Raw genomic sequence first — 15,449 nt, 5'->3', positions numbered from 1 at the left:
TTATCTTGATTTAAGTATTACCTCAAGAGATTATAAAAAACTTTTTACATGGTTGAGCAGCTGAAAAATGTCAAAAGGCTTATTGATATACAGGTCGGCACCACATTCATTAGCAAGCATTTTTAAGTCTGTTTCAGCAGAAACCAAAATGATTGGCATTGGCTCCTCTTTATACCTGTCTTTAATTTCAGCACAAATTTCATTACCTCTTTTTGGTGAACCTTCAATTCGTACATCAAGCAAAATCAGATCAGGGTGAATGATATGGATATGCTCTGCGGCTTCCCCCGTGTTGGACAGAACAACGTCATAACCTTCTTCCTGAAATATTATATTCAGGATCTCTAAAATATCTTCGTCGTCGTCAATTACGAGTATTCTTTTAGGTGTGGCGTTCATGTTCACTCTGTAACAAATGCCGTACCTTTTAAGATTTTTGCCATAAATAACATCTTTTAACCTTCAATAAACTCAAATCCTTAGGGTTAAGTGTAAATTATTGATTAAATTATAAAGCATTGGTGTATCGAGTGTACTTTAAATTAAACAACAGTTTTTCGAAAAACATTCGAAATTAAATCTGACGGTGGGTTTCCAGATGCTTTGCTACCATTATCAATAATGCATCCATGTCATAGGGCTTTTCCAAAAAATCATCGGCACCCGCAGCAAATGCGACTGCTCTTCCATCTTTACTGGCAGAAATAACAATGATCGGAAGATTGATAATGTTAATGTTCGTCCTTAGCTGAGTTATTACCTGATCACCTGATAGTCCTGGCATCCAAAGATCAATCAATAAAATGTCGGGTTGTTGATTTTCGATATGTGAGACAACTTCATTACTGTTAATAATAGCAGTAACGTCATGCCCTGAATCTTCCAGTATTAATTGCGTTATGTCCAATATTTCCTGTTCATCATCGCACACCAAAATTTTGCCCATATTAATGATTTATAGGAATAGTGAAACTAAATATAGCACCTTCGCCTTCCTTGCTATCTACCCACAAGGTGCCTTTATGTTCTTTGATGATCTCATTACTAACATATAACCCAATCCCCACGCCGGGGAACTTTTCCGAGATCTGATCAGTCCGGTAAAAGCGCTCAAAAATTCGCTTATGATCACGCTCATGAATGCCAACCCCTTTATCGGTAATTGAAATTTTTACATAATCAGGCAGGATGCTCATATGAAGTGTGACATCTTTACCGTCCGGAGAATATTTGACCGCATTACTCAATAAATTGAGTAGTACCTGTTCCAATCGCCCAAAATCTGCAGTGACTTCAATATTTGCCGATCCTGTGACTTTAATGGTATGGGTATTGGTAGTTGCCTGGATGCCACTCACTGCCTCGTTTATTAAACGATCAAGCTGAAACGTCGTAAAACTAAATGCCACCCGGCCTGCCTGGATCTTTGAAACGTCGAGCAGGTCATAGATCAGCCTTTCCAAACGGGCAACAGATTTAACCGCTGTTTCAAAACCGCTTAAATACTGTGTATCATTGTTTTGCTGCGCTTTTCGCTGTAATAATTGCAGATTGCCTTTAATACTGGTCAGTGGAGTTTTCATTTCGTGACTGGCAATACTGATAAAATCTTCTTTACGCTGTTCAATTTCCCGACGTTCCGTAATATCTTCAATAGCTAAAAGTATTCTGTCCTGGTACTTCCCCTTTAAAATGACTTGCCGCGCGTTAAGCACCAGTAATTTGCGACCTATCTTAGGGAACTCGTTTTCTATTTCAAAACCTTCAAAAGGATTATTATTTGGCAGCACATTAATTAACAGGTTTTTTAATTCAGGCAGGTTCCACTGCCCGTTATTGTGCTCAAAGAGCACTTTCCCTTTGATGTCCTTTTCTACCGATTTAAAGAAACGGCAAAAATGTTCGTTGACACTTAACACCTGCATGTCCCGGTCAAGGACAACCAGACTTTCGCGCACTGTCTCGATGATACTGGCAAGATAGGCTTCGCTTTCCTTTAAATCTTCGGTACGTTCTAAAACACGTTCCTCTAAATTATCTCTTTCTACAATTAAGGCCTCTTCCGCTTCTTTACGGCGTGTGATATCATTTTGAATACCAATAAAGTTGGTGACCATTCCATCCTGATCCTTTACAGGGGATATGGTCAATTCATTCCAGAACAGCCTGCCACCTTTTTTGTAGTTACGTATCTCCACCGAGCAGTGCTCGCCTTTTCCTATCGCCTCACGAAGAATGTGCCGCGCCTCCTGGCCGGCATCTCCATCCTGAAGGAAACGGCAATTATGCCCGATGATCTCTTTATTGGTATAGCCGGTCATCGTTTCAAAGGCCTTGTTACAATATATGATGGGTTCGTCGGGCTGGGTGTGATCGGTGATCACTACGCCGTTATTAGAAGCGCTAACCGCCGCCGCAAATAACCGGATATCTGTTTGCCCGGTGTGCGGTAAACGCCTTAAAAATTCTTCCATAAATTAACAATACTCGCTAAAAGATTAGCGCTTATACCTCTGACAACAGGATTTGTAAAAAATAGTTTGAAACCTATAGTTTAATTAATTATTTGTGGCATTGGAACAAGAGTTGCTTCATAAACAATAAAATGGTTTTATGTAAGCGACATATTAACTCTGCTTGCGCTTTAAATCAACTGCCGAAACGCAGTGCTTCCCGGTCATACTTTTATCCGCAGAACATGAGCTTATCTTTAGTGGATGGATATGATCCTGCAAACTGTCTACCAAAACGTTCTCGTCAAATAAAGTCTTTTGATTTAAACCTCGTGTCATGTCCTGGAATGGGTATTTTCCTTTGATGTTATGGTTGAACCAAATGCCTTTAACCATAGAGCGCATTTGCTTGAACACATTTTCCGGTACATTCAAGTAATGTAGACCTTGCCGGAATGGTAATGGATCTCCAGCGTTTGGCTCAGTGCGTCGTAATTATGGGAGGCGATGATGGCAGAGGGCATGATCAGTTTTTGTTTTCCTGTCTTTCTTCCGGATGCTCTTCAAAATATTGCCGGGCTCGTTTCAATCCTGTGGCAATAGCAATGCCTTCATCACCGCTTTCCTTAATGATCTCATTGGCGATTTCGACCGCTTTCTCACGGAGATACTGAGGTTGATTTTTATAGGATGGCGGATAATCTCCGTTATACCAAGGCATAATTCCTCCTTTTTTATTTTTTAAATAGCCATAAGCCCGCAGTAATACCTGTTGCTAATGCCGCGGCGATATATTTCCGATGCGCTTTGGGCTTCCCTGGCAAGCCAAAACCGCCGTGAGTAGACATGCCGTAATCGACCGTGTTGAATAAATTACCATCAGTCAGCTTAATTGGGTCTGCATTTTTCAAATAGCGGCGCATTATAAGACCGGTCATTTTGGTCATCAGTTCAGGGGCAATTGCATGAGCTACTTTTAACAACATGGATGTGCTACCAACATATTTATTTGAACGAGGATCTTGCACCATGGAAACCATGGCATCGGCTAATCGATTCGGATCGTAAACTGGTGGCGCGGGTTTCAATACCTTACCTGTGTGGTTGCCAGCATGCAAAATGCCGGGTGTATCTAGAAAAGCCGGGAAAAGGTCGCAGATATGGATATTCGGACATTCCGTAAGTTCACCTTTTAAAGCTTCCGACCATCCTCGCAAACCAAACTTGGCAGCCGTATAACCGGCCCCATAAGGCACAGGTAAAAAACCGCCTATGGAAATATTGTTGATCAGGATTCCTGCACCTTGTTGTTTAAAGATCGGCAGCACGGCATGTGCGCCATTCATATAACCAATTAAGTTGGTTTTGATGACCTGCTCATGTATCGCCATTGGTGTTTTGTCAAAATCACCGGCAGCTAACACACCGGCATTATTGATCCAGACATCTATACCGTTAACCGAATTCGCTAATGCGATCATCGCTTTGGCATCGCTTGTATCTGTAGGTACCACAAAGACTGTCGCACCCAGTTCTTCGCATTCGCCCTTAACCTCGTTTAAGGCTGTTTCGTTTCGGGCTGCTAATACCAAAGTGCATTGGTGTTGCGCGAATTTCAGCGCTGCGGCTCGACCGGCGCCGCTGGAGGCACCGGTAATGACAATGGTTGTATTTTTCAGATCTTTCATGAGGTACTTTTTAGGGCCCAATAAACCAGCAAAGGCTGGAAGAACAAACGACCGAGCCGTTTGCCATCCGTATTTAAACCAAAAGCATTTTGGTGATGGGTATATTGAGCGATGTTACCTGGGAAAACTGAGGTGAAAAAGGCCGCGGCTACTTTACCAACCCTATCTTCATATTTGTTCGGTGTAAACACCAAGGCACTGCCCAGTGCTATTTCAGCAAACCCCGAATAGATCACCGTATCGTCTTTTTTGAGCGGCACCCAATTGGGCACCTGCGCTTGAAATGCTTTACGCGCAAAACTTAAATGGCTTATACCAGCGAATATGAGATTAGCACCCAGTAAAATGCGAGCGGCCTTTTTGATCGTTTTAGTTTTCATAGGTTTTAATGGCAAGAATTATACCTATTTAAAATAAACCCCTTTCGGGGCTTATTTTATTTATCTAACTTTTTTTCGACCGCATTGCGTTGATTGCTGCCGATTGATTTTTTTGCGGCTTTAACTTTATCAGTAGTGGTGCCGGTTTTCCTGGCTTCGTATTTCATTTCGTATGGTTGTTCTGATACGGAATGGCGTTCCACTTTTGATCCTCGTGTTGTCATGTTCTTTTTATTTTAATTGTTTTTCAATGGTTTTGATGTGTTCCAGATGCATTTTTAAGGTTGGTAGCATTTTTTGCACCCAGGCCTTTACAAGCGGATCTTTGCCAGTAGTGGCGTAATTTTCAAACATTTGCACCGTATTACCATGCCCGGCAGACATCGCGTGTACAAAGGCCGAATCGAAATTGCGGGCATTTGCCAATAGGGGGTCGGACTTAGTCCCGCCGGTAGCGGCGGGTGGCAAACTGATGCTCCGGCTTTTGGCTAATTGCAATAATTCCTGTTCGGCCTGCCCGTGATCTTTTACCATCATTTGGCCAAATGACTTTACGTCAGGGCGTTTGGCTTTCTGCACCGCTTGCTCACCGGCGCTTACTTCCTGTAAGTTCTTGATGCTGGCTACAATCAAAAAATGTTTAGCGGTAGTATCCGGATCAGGTTGCGGGATCTGCGCGTGTGCAGCTAACCCGTTGCACAACGCTATAATAATTATCAGTTTTTTCATCATTATCGCTATTAAGGTTGGCCTACACCACCTGATGAACCATAAACCTGGCCGCTGGCAAAACTTGCGTCGGCAGCGGCTAACTGTACATAGATGGATGCCAGCTCTGCCGGTTGCCCCGGGCGGCCCAGCATGGTCCAGCTGCCGAACATTTGCTGTTTCTCAGGTTGGGCACCGCCGCTGATCTGTAAGGCTGTCCAGATCGGGCCAGGTGCCACGCCGTTTACCCGGATGCCTTTTGGCCCCAATTGCTTGGCCAGTGATTTCACATAATTCATGGTAGCAGCTTTGGTTTGCGCATAAGCGTAAAGATCTGGCGAAGGATCATAGGCTTGTTCAGAAGTAGTACCGATAATGGCTGCGCCCGGCGGCAAATGCGGCAGCGCTTCACGGATGATCCAGAAGGGCGCATAGATGTTGGTTTTCATCGTCGCATCAAACTCCTCGGTAGTAACATCTACAATAGAATTAATGGATTGCTGACGGCCAGCATTATTTACGATGATATCCAAGCCACCCAGGCCATCGATAGCTTTATGCACTAATTGCTTGCAAAACTCCTCGCTTCGCAAATCGCCCGGAATAGCAATGGCTTTACGGCCTTCCTTTTTTATCAGCGCAATTACTTCCTGCGCATCCTGCTCTTCGGTTGGGTAATAGTTAATAGCTACATCAGCACCTTCGCGGGCGTAGGCAATTGCCGCTGCGCGTCCCATACCCGAATCTCCCCCAGTAATAAGGGCTTTTCTTCCCATCAATCTGCCCGAACCTTTATAGCTGGTTTCCCCGCAATCCGGTACCGGGTCCATTTTGCTTTGTAAACCGGGCCATGGCTGCGGCTGGCTTTTAAAAGGTGGTTTGGGATGAAGTGTGGTAGGGTCGCTGATCTTCGCAGCCCCTTCATAGGTCGTTTTTTCTATGTTCGTTCCTCCGAATACCGGCGATACCGCAACAGCGGCCAGCGTGGTTCCCAAACCGGCGACTACCTGTCGCCGGCTCATTTTATGATTGTCTTCCATTAGTCTTTCTTTTTAGGGACTTTCGCACCTTCTTTCCTTGCTTCGGAAAGGCCGATGGCGACCGCCTGTTTTTTACTGGTTACTTTTTTACCGCTTTTGCCGCTTTTTAGCGTGCCTTCTTTTTCTTCGTGTAAAGCCTTGTGGACCTTGTCCTGTGCTTTTTCTGAATATTTTGCCATGATAAAAATTATAAAGTTGCCGGTGTAGTATTGTACTGGTGCTCTTCGTGAACGGTCAGCCACTCACTGATATAAGCGGCGACTTCTTCCCAGCCCAGTTCCCCGCAAATCCAGTGGCCACGGTTAGGAAAGGCTTTAAAATCAACAATGCTTACCTCATCGGTGTAAGCCTCTGCATTTCGTTGATTTAATTCGTAGGGTACAATCTGGTCTTCTTCTCCGCCGATAAATAATAAAGGCGCGTGCGGCAGGTCAAGATCTATCTGCCCGGCTTCACCCATACAGTCCCGCAAAACATTCCGGCTGTCATGCGTGGCTGTGCGCTGGTAAGCTTCCTGCGTATCCTCCATGCTCATGGTATTACAAAAAGATTCATGGAAACTTTCGAGATTCATTTCAAATGGCGCATTACCCTTGAACGGATTAGCGATCAGGGCACTGTTTTTCATAAAACCCCAGTCAAAAGCCAGCATGGCATTTGGTGCAATAGAGTTAATAGGTACGCCAATTTCAGCTAAACCTTTCTGCACCAGCAGTTGAACAATGAGTCCACCAACCGAATGACCGATCAGGATCGGTTTTTCGGGCAGCGAAGTAACAATGCGCTCCATTTCGTCAACAATGGTTTGTAGTTCGAGATCACCTAAACCGGCGGGCGGATTGTTGCGAAGATCAGCTGGAACACCCTCATGCAGCGGCCAGGCCGGCGCAATACAGTCGTAACCTTTTTCATTAAAATAGCTGATCCATTTTTCCCAGCTCACCGGGTTCTGGAACATGCCGTGGATAAATACGATTGTCTTTTTCATAGGTAGATGGCTGATGTTATGATTGTTTATTTTGTTGCTGTTGTTCCTGCTCAACAGGCTGCTGCTGCTCGTTCATATTGTGCGCCACCGCGCTGTCTGGCATTAGGTTGGCCATGCTGACCTGCATTTTGTTTTTAAAGCCAGAAATTACGCGGTCTTCGCCGGCCATTAAAGCTTCGTAACCATCCTTGGCAACATCTGCCGGATTGGCTTTTACACTTTCGTCCTGTAGCGCTTTGCTGTCATTCATGCCTGCTTTATTAAAGAAATCTGTATCGGTAATACCTGGCATTAGTGCAGTAAATGTAATTCCCGAATCTTTCATTTCTTCGCGGATAGCGGTGGTAAATGACAGCACAAATGCTTTCGTCGCATGGTATACAGCCTGCCATGGACCCGGAACTTTACCTGCTACCGAACCGAGGTTCAATACCTTACCCTCGCCGCGGGCAGCCATTTGCTGTACAAAATACTTGGTCAGGATAACCGTAGCGCAAATGTTCAGATGAATAATATCGAGTTCGCGCTCAATATCGTTGTCTTTGAACAAGCCGTAAACGCCTTGGCCTGCGTCGTTTACCAATACATCGATTTGTCGGTCTTCCAATTCCTGACAAAGCGCAAAAGCTTCGTCCATCTTGGACAAATCTTTGGAAATGGTTTCGACCTGGACGCCCGAAGCGCCGAGTTCACGGGTGGCACTTTCAAGCTCGCTTTGGTCGCGGGCGACAATGATTAAATTGTAATGATCATTAGCGAATAATTTTGCCAATTCTTTGCCGATCCCGCTGGTTCCGCCAGTGATCAGCGCTGTTTTTTGTTGATTTTCCATAGGTATTTAGTTTTCAATTTTTACAGGTTCCGCATTTTCAATTTCCTTGCGTTGTTCCCAGGGTTTAAGTACTACTTTCACGCAGTCCTCTTCCTTCTTGTTAAAGATGTCGTAACCGTGAGTCACTTCGCTAAGCGGCAATGTGTGGGTGATAATATCATCCAGTACCACCTTTTCGGTTTTCACCAGTTCGATCAGGTTATCTATGTAGTTTAGTACAGGAGCCTGCCCCATTTTCAGGGTAATGCCCTTGTCAAATACACGGTGCAACGGGAAGTTATCATAAGTAGAACCGTATACGCCCATAATCGAAACGGTGCCCATCCGGCGAACAGCTTTAAAGGCCGTGTCCAACACCTTCATGCTACCTACTTCGAAATTGAATAAGGCCTTGGCTTTATCTAACAGGTCGCGTTCCGGCTCAAAGCCCACGGCATCTACGCAAACGTCGGCACCGCGCCCGCCGGTCATGCTACGGATAGCTTCCACCACGTCCACTTCATGTGGGTTCAGGGTATCTACTTTATTAACAGCTTTAGCTTTTTCCAGGCGATAATTTAAAGGGTCAATAGCAATGACTCTGCTTGCGCCATTAATCCACGCGGCTTTTTGCGCCATCAGCCCCACGGGACCGGAGCCGAAGATCGCTACTACCTCTCCGCCTTTTAACTGAGCCCAGTCGATAGCTGACCAACCGGTAGGAAATATATCTGTCAGAAACAACACTTGCTCGTCAGTCATATTATCCGGTACTACGCGCGGGCTGATATCCGCATAGGGCACTCTTACATATTCGGCTTGCCCACCCGAGTAACCGCCGTATAGATCGGTATAACCGAAAAGTGCAGCACCTTTTTGGTCGGCCATATCACCGTCCGGCCCGTAATGTTTGTAGTTCGAATTCTCGCAGGCGGGCGAGGCATTATGCTGGCAGAAAAAACAATGCCCACAGGAGATCGGGAATGGCACCACTACGCGGTCGCCTTTTTTCAGGTTTTTGACGCCTTTGCCCACTTCCTCCACGATACCCATAAATTCATGGCCCATCACCATAGGTTTAGGCTGCGGTACGCCACCGCTGAGGATATGCAGATCGGAACCGCAGATGGCGGTAGAGGTGACCTTCAGAATGACATCCGTGTCCTGTTCCAGGCGTGGGTCTTCTACGGTATCGTAGCGAATATCGCCGGGTTTGTGAAAAACAGCTGCTTTCATAATAGGTAGATTTAGTAATTATTGATTAAATTATTATCGTTTTAATATTTTTTAAACAACTACAGGTTATTGGGGTTTTAAAAAAGATAAAAAAGTATGCTGGCTGGAGTTGGCTTAGAAAATCTGCTGGAGAAACGTAAAATGAAAACAAATACCATTTCAAGAGACGGGGCACTCACTAGCCCCTGGCAAATTGATTTGCTCACGGTTGTACAAAAAGAGAGGACTACCGATCAAATTTTTGATTGCCTGATAGTAGGCGGCGGGATCACTGGTCTGACAGCCGCGCTGCTATTGCAGCAGGCCGGTAAAAAGACCGTGATCGCAGAAGCACACACCATAGGTTTTGGTACGACCGGTGGGACGAGCGCGCATATCAATACATTCGCGGATACCACTTATCAAGAAGCGGAAAGTGCATTTGGCGCTGAGGGTGCTCGGTTGTTTGCAGACGCGATCAATGAAGGTTTCGCATTGATCAAAAGCCAGATCGCCCAGTTTAAGATTGACTGCGACTATGAACCCAAAACCGCTTATTTATACGCCGAAAATGAGGACGAGATGAAGCTTTTAGTCGGCATATATGAGGGCGCAGTTAAAGTGGACGTACCGGTTGAATACTCAGATGATGTGCCAACCCCAGTGCCATTTCAAAAGGCTTTACGCTGGGAAGGTCAGGCGCAGTTCCATCCCTTGAAATATTTAACAGCACTACGATCAGCATATATCGAAGCAGGTGGATCCATCTTAGAAAATACTTTGATCACCCAAATAACCAGCGAAGATGGTGTCCACACTGCCGAAGCCAAATCGCGGAATATTAAAGCTAAAACGGTTATCTATGCTACGCACATGCCCCCTAACATCAACCTGTTCAATTTTGAGTGCGCACCTTACCGCAGTTATGTGGTGGCGGTCAAGTTGCACAGTGGCGAGTACCCTGACGCGTTAGTTTATGATTCGCAGGAACCATATCATTACGTACGTAGCCACATGATTGATGGAAAGGAGCTATTGTTGATTGGCGGACTGGATCATAAAACCGGGCACGAAGATCCGGAAAAAGCTTTTGCGGATCTCGAAAAATATGCTCGTAAATATTATAGTATTTCATCAGTAAAATATCGTTGGTCGAGTCAATACTATGTGCCGGTGGATGGGCTTCCTTATGTTGGCAAAATGCCCCTGGCGGCGGATGGCATCTATTGTGCCACCGGTTATAACGGAAATGGTATGATGCTGGGCAGCGTGGCTGGTAAAATTCTCAGCGATCTTGTCAGGAAACGGCCTAATAAATATGCGGAGCTGTTTGATCCATGCCGTGTAAAACCTATAGATAGCTTCAGCGAATTTGTAAAAGAGAACAGTGATGTGGCCTATCATTTTGTGGCCGATCGTTTCGGCCTTCACGAAACGGATTCTTTGAAACGTTTGGAACCGGGTACCGGCAAATTGGTAGAAGTGGACGGAGAAAAGATAGCGGCATATCGGGATGAGAACGGAAATATTCACGCACTTAATCCGACCTGTAGCCACGCGGGTTGCATAGTGAACTGGAACGGCGAAGAAAAAAGCTGGGACTGCCCTTGCCATGGGGCGCGGTATGACATAGAAGGAAACGTGTTAACCGGCCCAGCAACCAAAAGTTTAACTCAAATCGGCAGCGATGGAAAATAAGCTTGATTTAGCTCGCCGGTTTCCTGAAAACCCCTTGCTGTTACCTAAAGATCTGCCGGCAAGTAAGGACGGATTACAGATCATTAGTCTGTTAAATCCCGGTGTGTTCCGTTTTCGGGATAAAATATGGCTCATTGTCCGTGTAGCAGAAGGCGTGGCGCAAAAGGAGGGTGTATTGTTTTTCCCGGCGTTAAACGCTACCGGCAATACCGAGATTATTAATATACCGCTTAATGATCCCGACCTCATTGCTACTGATGCACGCGTGATCAGTTATAAAGGATTAGATTATTTGACCACTATATCGCATTTGCGTTTATTGGCGAGCGACGATGGAGTGCATTTTTCGGAGCAAACTGATTATCTGCCGCTTTTTGGCAAAGGCCAACTGGAACGTTTTGGCGTAGAAGACTGCCGGGTAACACAAATAAAAGATACTTATTATCTTACTTATACTGCCGTTTCAGACAGTGGTGTAGGTGTGGGAATGATGACCACTACCGACTGGCGGTCTTTTGAAAAAGGTGGGATGATACTTCCGCCCCATAATAAGGACTGCGCCATTTTTGAAGAAAAGATTAATGGTAAATATTATTGCCTGCATAGGCCTAGCAGCAAAGAAATAGGTGGTAATTATATCTGGCTTGCCGAATCTTCAGACACCAGGCAATGGGGTAATCATCAATGTCTGATCAAAACCCGGCCGGGCATGTGGGATAGTGCAAGGGTTGGCGCGGGCGCAGCACCCATTCGTACAGAACGCGGCTGGTTGGAAATTTATCATGGAGCTAACGCAGAACATCAATATTGTTTAGGGGCTTTTTTAATGGATCTGAATGATCCGTCAAAAGTGGTAGGCAGAACACTTGATCCGATCATGATACCGACAGAAACTTACGAATTGAGCGGCTTTTTTGGTTATGTGGTATTCACCAATGGACATGTTGTTGATGGCGACGAATTAACTATTTATTATGGTGCCGCTGATGAGTTTGTTTGCGGGGCAAAATTTTCGGTTAGTCAAATTTTAAAAAATGTGAAATAAAATTAATTTTTAGTTTAAACATAATTCACTCATTTTAGTTGTAAATATAAGCATACGGTTGCAATTTTAAACAGCCGGCGTTAGATAGCCGGGTAGCATAATAAACTCAAGCATATGGTAAGATTAATTAAAAACAATAGCAGCCGAAGCCTTGGGCTTTTGTTTCTTTTGCTGTTTTGTAACGCCTGTAATTCTGGTGACAGCCATAAAACCATCGGCAATAGCCAAGATACTACCCGCGTAGACAGGGCCGGGGGGCCGCCGATCCGTGACACTGCTACGATCAACAAAGATCGGCGGGATTCTGCTAAAATTACGTCTGATGATTCGACGAGCAAAGGAAATGTAGACCCGTCAGGCCATGCATCTAAACCACCGGAAAAATAAACGATGGGTATGAATGACGTACGTTGTGTGCTTTTTGAGATATCTGCTATTTAATTTTTGCAGTTAAAGTTGGTGCAGAAACATCGTTAACTACCCTTCGACTTACATTTTTGCGAAGCTTACGGTTTAATGACGCGCGCATGTGAGTTACTGCTTTTCTTTTATGAACCTCGCCTTGCTCCTTAACTTTTGTGAGCAGCCTTAATGATAAAATAGCCAAAAATCCGCCAATTAAAAAAAAGTAATTCCAACCCTGCAGGTTAAGTAATTTTAAGTTGTTGATCCCATCTGCGCTTTTTAGCTGTATGTTCCAGGCTATCTGGTGTGTAGTAAAAAAATCGGCAAGCAGGCCGCCTATCATCGGAGCTATAGTCGAAAAGAATGCCACAAACATACTTTTTGCGGTTATATAAACGATAGCCTCGCTTTTCGGTGCCAGTTTAATTCCGATGTTACTTAATGCCAGGTTGATGCCCGCGGTAGCGATGCCGCTGGTTAAATAAATTACAGTGAGTAAGGTCAGCCTAGTTAATAATGAAGCCGGCATAGCTGTAAATGCAAATGCCAGTATACAGGTTATGTAAACAGGAGCACAAACACGGATGATGGTTTTGTTGCTAAACCTGTCTGAATATCTACCCCACAATTGCAGAGACGCTATGCTGCTTAACTGACTGATTATGCCCAAAGCAATAACATAGGATAAAGGCAACCCAATTGTTTTCATCATAAAAACCGCAAAGAAAGGTGTCGCGAGGTTTAAAGCAAAAGCCCAAAGTGAATTGAATGCAAGCAAGTGCCTGAAATTTTTATCGGTTACCGCTTTGCTAAATAATTTCAGCACTTTGCCATCTATTGGTATAGGCTTTGGCTCGGGGGTACGCAACAGCAAAAACACACTAAACATGCCCAGGGCTCCTCCCGCTAAAAACAGGGTGGTATAAGCGGTTATTTCCTGGGCAGGATAATGTGTCTTAACATAATCTATGCAAATAGCTGTGGCCAGGCTAAGCGTCACGTTTAAGGTTTGTGCAATGCGGCTCCTGCGTGAGAAAAAACTTCCCAGCCGTTCACCCGGGATTAAATCCTTCATCCAGGCGTTCCAGCTGGCGCCGGCTATATCACCAAAAATGTGCTGAAAGAAGAGTAAAACCAGTAAAACCTGTATGGTGGTACTTCCTTTAAATAATAAAGGCATTATACCTATGGCAAGTAGTGGAAGCCTTGCCAGCAGATTAAATAAGGCACTGATGATTTTGCGGTTATTGAATTTTTGAACCAACCATATTGAGGCCAATTGAAAAATAGTGGTGAATGTTGGTAATGCAGCTAATAAGCCTAACTGAAAATTGCTTGCGCCCATGTGGATTGCCATGGCAGTTAAAAATGTTCCGCTGGTAAATACTACCATAGCTTCTGCCGAGAGTCCATCGGCGATTACCAGTTTTAGGCCAAAAGTTAACTGATTGTTTGTAATTGTTTCTGAAGGACGTAAATTCATAATAAAAGTATCCGCACAGGGATACCAGCTACATTTAATAAATAGTTTAAATTAACAGGGAACAGGCTTAGGGCCTGCGCTTTATAAACTACAAATTGCCTGCCGTATTATCTTCGGTAACTAAAAATTTAAAAATAACTGATTTTCAACGTTTTACTTATTAATTAAAATATATTTTCTCTGCCAAATATGCAGAAGTGTAGAACCATGCAGTATTTGGTTCCGCAATGTGTGGTGGTGTCATGCAAAGTTATCTACAGTTGCTTTTCTTATTATTATAGTTATTTGATGACTGTTGAATTGATTTAAACAAACACTTATTTCATTTTTTGGTGCATGTTGTTAGGAGAAATGTACATGAGGATTTTTTAAAAAGATCGTATTAATTGTAAATCCGTAAAAAAAATCGCTTTAATGGGAGCGATTTTACTAAAATTTAAATTTTATAATAGTTATTGATAACAATTTTTAATTATTTATTAATTAATCAGCACTTGGCTTTATTATTGTTTGTATTTAAATTATTTCATATAACGATAATTATGCAAGACAAGTTGAAGGTTTTTACCTGGCATATTCACGGTAGCTATTTATACTACTTATCTCAAGGGAATTATGACATATATATTCCGACCAAGTCCGAAAGAACAGAAGGCTATTATGGCCGTGGGGAAACATTCCGCTTTGGGCCAAATGTTTATGAAGTATCCGCTGAGTTGGTTAAAGAGCAGGAATTTGACATTATTCTTTATCAAACAAACAAAAATTACCTTGTTGATCAGTATGAAATCCTGTCATCGGAGCAGCGCAGGCTACCGAAAATATATATAGAGCATGACCCTCCGCGCCTCCATCCTACCGATACCAAACATATTCTCGATACGCCAGACGTAACGCTTGTCCATGTAACGCACTTTAACAGCCTGATGTGGGATAGTAACCAAACACCTACCGTGGTTATTGAACATGGCGTAACAGAGCCGGATATTGCTTACACAGGGGAACTGAATAGAGGCATAGTTGTAATTAATAACTTACCTGCACGCGGCAGATTACTCGGCCTTGATATTTTTATGGAAGTACGTAAACACGTACCGCTCGATTTAGTAGGCATGGGGACGGGAGAAATGGGTTTGGGCGAGGTATTGCATCCTCACCTACCTAAGTTTATAAGTCAGTATCGTTTCTTTTTTAACCCCATCCGCTACACAAGTCTTGGACTTGCAGTTTGTGAGGCTATGATGATGGGCCTGCCGGTGGTAGGCCTTGCGACTACCGAACTGTCTACAGTTATCGCCAATGGCAAATCAGGGTTTATACATACAGATATAAAATATTTAATTGATAAAATGAACTTTCTAATCAATCACCAGGAGGCAGCTCAAAACATTGGCGAGTGCGGACGGGCAATGGCTTTAAGCCGGTTTAACATCAATCGATTTATTAAGGATTGGGAACACTTGTTTAATAAGGTAGTAAGTAAAAGACCGTCCGGTATTTTTATTTCAGCATAATGTATAATTAACAGATATCTA

19 protein-coding genes are annotated in these 15,449 nt (G+C 43.9%); 4 read left to right on the top strand and 15 right to left on the bottom strand.

The features are described 5' to 3' along the window. Positions 1–30: 30 nt before the first annotated feature. The 14 genes from BLS59_RS21535 to BLS59_RS21470 all read right to left on the bottom strand — a co-directional run bounded on the left by BLS59_RS21535 (position 31) and on the right by BLS59_RS21470 (position 9,304). A complete protein-coding gene (locus tag BLS59_RS21535; RefSeq protein WP_091152470.1) occupies positions 31–399 on the bottom strand; it encodes a response regulator in 369 nt (122 codons plus the stop codon). A gap of 175 nt (positions 400–574) precedes the next feature. Further along, positions 575–946, bottom strand: a complete 372-nt coding sequence (locus BLS59_RS21530) for a response regulator (protein WP_091152469.1) — start codon at positions 944–946, stop codon at positions 575–577. A gap of 1 nt (position 947) precedes the next feature. Beyond that, the gene (locus BLS59_RS21525) at positions 948–2,474 is read right to left on the bottom strand and encodes a PAS domain S-box protein (RefSeq protein ID WP_091152467.1); all 1,527 of its coding nucleotides are present in this window, start codon (positions 2,472–2,474) and stop codon (positions 948–950) included. Positions 2,475–2,627: 153 nt separating this feature from the next. Beyond that, on the bottom strand, positions 2,628–2,849 hold the full coding sequence (locus tag BLS59_RS21520) for a hypothetical protein (RefSeq protein ID WP_143014207.1): 222 nt from the start codon (positions 2,847–2,849) through the stop codon (positions 2,628–2,630). 130 nt (positions 2,850–2,979) lie between these two features. Continuing rightward, positions 2,980–3,174, bottom strand: coding sequence for a DUF2188 domain-containing protein (locus BLS59_RS21510; protein ID WP_091152461.1), 195 nt, complete (start codon positions 3,172–3,174; stop codon positions 2,980–2,982). A 13-nt stretch (positions 3,175–3,187) separates the two neighbouring features. Beyond that, positions 3,188–4,141: an SDR family oxidoreductase gene (locus tag BLS59_RS21505; RefSeq protein WP_091152459.1), complete on the bottom strand. Its 954-nt coding sequence runs from the start codon at positions 4,139–4,141 to the stop codon at positions 3,188–3,190. Further along, positions 4,138–4,521 carry a DoxX family protein gene (locus BLS59_RS21500; protein WP_091152458.1) on the bottom strand — a complete coding sequence of 128 codons (384 nt, stop codon included), beginning with the start codon at positions 4,519–4,521 and terminating at the stop codon, positions 4,138–4,140. Before BLS59_RS21500 ends, BLS59_RS21505 begins: the two co-directional genes overlap by 4 nt. Before the next feature lie 56 nt (positions 4,522–4,577). After that, positions 4,578–4,745 (bottom strand): DUF3606 domain-containing protein, encoded by a 168-nt coding sequence (locus BLS59_RS31305; protein ID WP_143014206.1) that lies wholly within the window; start codon positions 4,743–4,745, stop codon positions 4,578–4,580. A gap of 7 nt (positions 4,746–4,752) precedes the next feature. Continuing rightward, the gene (locus BLS59_RS21495) at positions 4,753–5,250 is read right to left on the bottom strand and encodes a DUF4142 domain-containing protein (RefSeq protein ID WP_162842730.1); all 498 of its coding nucleotides are present in this window, start codon (positions 5,248–5,250) and stop codon (positions 4,753–4,755) included. Between the two features lie 11 nt (positions 5,251–5,261). After that, a complete protein-coding gene (locus tag BLS59_RS21490) occupies positions 5,262–6,269 on the bottom strand; it encodes an SDR family oxidoreductase (RefSeq protein ID WP_091152453.1) in 1,008 nt (335 codons plus the stop codon). Next, a complete protein-coding gene (locus tag BLS59_RS21485; RefSeq protein ID WP_091152451.1) occupies positions 6,269–6,448 on the bottom strand; it encodes a DUF6496 domain-containing protein in 180 nt (59 codons plus the stop codon). Before BLS59_RS21485 ends, BLS59_RS21490 begins: the two co-directional genes overlap by 1 nt. 8 nt (positions 6,449–6,456) lie before the next feature. Next, positions 6,457–7,257: an alpha/beta hydrolase gene (locus tag BLS59_RS21480; RefSeq protein ID WP_091152449.1), complete on the bottom strand. Its 801-nt coding sequence runs from the start codon at positions 7,255–7,257 to the stop codon at positions 6,457–6,459. Between the two features lie 16 nt (positions 7,258–7,273). Next, the gene (locus BLS59_RS21475; RefSeq protein ID WP_091152447.1) at positions 7,274–8,089 is read right to left on the bottom strand and encodes an SDR family NAD(P)-dependent oxidoreductase; all 816 of its coding nucleotides are present in this window, start codon (positions 8,087–8,089) and stop codon (positions 7,274–7,276) included. 6 nt (positions 8,090–8,095) lie between these two features. Then, a complete protein-coding gene (locus BLS59_RS21470) occupies positions 8,096–9,304 on the bottom strand; it encodes a zinc-dependent alcohol dehydrogenase (RefSeq protein ID WP_091152445.1) in 1,209 nt (402 codons plus the stop codon). 96 nt (positions 9,305–9,400) lie between these two features. Between BLS59_RS21470 and BLS59_RS21465 the strand changes: the two genes are divergently transcribed. The 3 genes from BLS59_RS21465 (at position 9,401) to BLS59_RS21455 (ending at position 12,413) form a co-directional block, all read left to right on the top strand. After that, positions 9,401–10,981: an FAD-dependent oxidoreductase gene (locus tag BLS59_RS21465; protein WP_240315303.1), complete on the top strand. Its 1,581-nt coding sequence runs from the start codon at positions 9,401–9,403 to the stop codon at positions 10,979–10,981. After that, on the top strand, positions 10,971–12,026 hold the full coding sequence (locus tag BLS59_RS21460; RefSeq protein WP_091152443.1) for a glycoside hydrolase family 130 protein: 1,056 nt from the start codon (positions 10,971–10,973) through the stop codon (positions 12,024–12,026). The genes BLS59_RS21465 and BLS59_RS21460 overlap by 11 nt, the downstream gene beginning before the upstream one ends. A gap of 114 nt (positions 12,027–12,140) precedes the next feature. After that, positions 12,141–12,413, top strand: a complete 273-nt coding sequence (locus tag BLS59_RS21455; protein ID WP_091152442.1) for a hypothetical protein — start codon at positions 12,141–12,143, stop codon at positions 12,411–12,413. Positions 12,414–12,459: 46 nt separating this feature from the next. Here BLS59_RS21455 and BLS59_RS21450 read toward each other — a convergent pair whose 3' ends face one another. Next, complete coding sequence (locus tag BLS59_RS21450; RefSeq protein WP_091152440.1) at positions 12,460–13,914, bottom strand: MFS transporter; 1,455 nt, start codon at positions 13,912–13,914, stop codon at positions 12,460–12,462. A gap of 542 nt (positions 13,915–14,456) precedes the next feature. Here BLS59_RS21450 and BLS59_RS21445 point away from each other — a divergent pair. Beyond that, on the top strand, positions 14,457–15,428 hold the full coding sequence (locus BLS59_RS21445; protein ID WP_091152694.1) for a glycosyltransferase family 4 protein: 972 nt from the start codon (positions 14,457–14,459) through the stop codon (positions 15,426–15,428). Positions 15,429–15,449 lie beyond the last annotated feature (21 nt).

This window comes from Mucilaginibacter pineti (assembly GCF_900101875.1).
GTDB lineage: Bacteria > Bacteroidota > Bacteroidia > Sphingobacteriales > Sphingobacteriaceae > Mucilaginibacter > Mucilaginibacter pineti.
The sequence above is the reverse complement of the archived record's forward strand: the minus strand, read 5'-3'. Positions and strand labels throughout refer to the sequence as shown.

What these genes read in the sequence shown, in the direction of transcription:
- BLS59_RS21535 (WP_091152470.1), bottom strand. Translation starts at nt 399, where the DNA reads ATGAACGCCACACCTAAAAGAATACTCGTAATTGACGACGACGAAGAT.
- BLS59_RS21530 (WP_091152469.1), bottom strand. Translation starts at nt 946, where the DNA reads ATGGGCAAAATTTTGGTGTGCGATGATGAACAGGAAATATTGGACATA.
- BLS59_RS21525 (WP_091152467.1), bottom strand. Translation starts at nt 2,474, where the DNA reads ATGGAAGAATTTTTAAGGCGTTTACCGCACACCGGGCAAACAGATATC.
- BLS59_RS21520 (WP_143014207.1), bottom strand. Translation starts at nt 2,849, where the DNA reads ATGGTTAAAGGCATTTGGTTCAACCATAACATCAAAGGAAAATACCCA.
- BLS59_RS21510 (WP_091152461.1), bottom strand. Translation starts at nt 3,174, where the DNA reads ATGCCTTGGTATAACGGAGATTATCCGCCATCCTATAAAAATCAACCT.
- BLS59_RS21505 (WP_091152459.1), bottom strand. Translation starts at nt 4,141, where the DNA reads ATGAAAGATCTGAAAAATACAACCATTGTCATTACCGGTGCCTCCAGC.
- BLS59_RS21500 (WP_091152458.1), bottom strand. Translation starts at nt 4,521, where the DNA reads ATGAAAACTAAAACGATCAAAAAGGCCGCTCGCATTTTACTGGGTGCT.
- BLS59_RS31305 (WP_143014206.1), bottom strand. Translation starts at nt 4,745, where the DNA reads ATGACAACACGAGGATCAAAAGTGGAACGCCATTCCGTATCAGAACAA.
- BLS59_RS21495 (WP_162842730.1), bottom strand. Translation starts at nt 5,250, where the DNA reads ATGAAAAAACTGATAATTATTATAGCGTTGTGCAACGGGTTAGCTGCA.
- BLS59_RS21490 (WP_091152453.1), bottom strand. Translation starts at nt 6,269, where the DNA reads ATGGAAGACAATCATAAAATGAGCCGGCGACAGGTAGTCGCCGGTTTG.
- BLS59_RS21485 (WP_091152451.1), bottom strand. Translation starts at nt 6,448, where the DNA reads ATGGCAAAATATTCAGAAAAAGCACAGGACAAGGTCCACAAGGCTTTA.
- BLS59_RS21480 (WP_091152449.1), bottom strand. Translation starts at nt 7,257, where the DNA reads ATGAAAAAGACAATCGTATTTATCCACGGCATGTTCCAGAACCCGGTG.
- BLS59_RS21475 (WP_091152447.1), bottom strand. Translation starts at nt 8,089, where the DNA reads ATGGAAAATCAACAAAAAACAGCGCTGATCACTGGCGGAACCAGCGGG.
- BLS59_RS21470 (WP_091152445.1), bottom strand. Translation starts at nt 9,304, where the DNA reads ATGAAAGCAGCTGTTTTTCACAAACCCGGCGATATTCGCTACGATACC.
- BLS59_RS21465 (WP_240315303.1), top strand. Translation starts at nt 9,401, where the DNA reads ATGCTGGCTGGAGTTGGCTTAGAAAATCTGCTGGAGAAACGTAAAATG.
- BLS59_RS21460 (WP_091152443.1), top strand. Translation starts at nt 10,971, where the DNA reads ATGGAAAATAAGCTTGATTTAGCTCGCCGGTTTCCTGAAAACCCCTTG.
- BLS59_RS21455 (WP_091152442.1), top strand. Translation starts at nt 12,141, where the DNA reads ATGGTAAGATTAATTAAAAACAATAGCAGCCGAAGCCTTGGGCTTTTG.
- BLS59_RS21450 (WP_091152440.1), bottom strand. Translation starts at nt 13,914, where the DNA reads ATGAATTTACGTCCTTCAGAAACAATTACAAACAATCAGTTAACTTTT.
- BLS59_RS21445 (WP_091152694.1), top strand. Translation starts at nt 14,457, where the DNA reads ATGCAAGACAAGTTGAAGGTTTTTACCTGGCATATTCACGGTAGCTAT.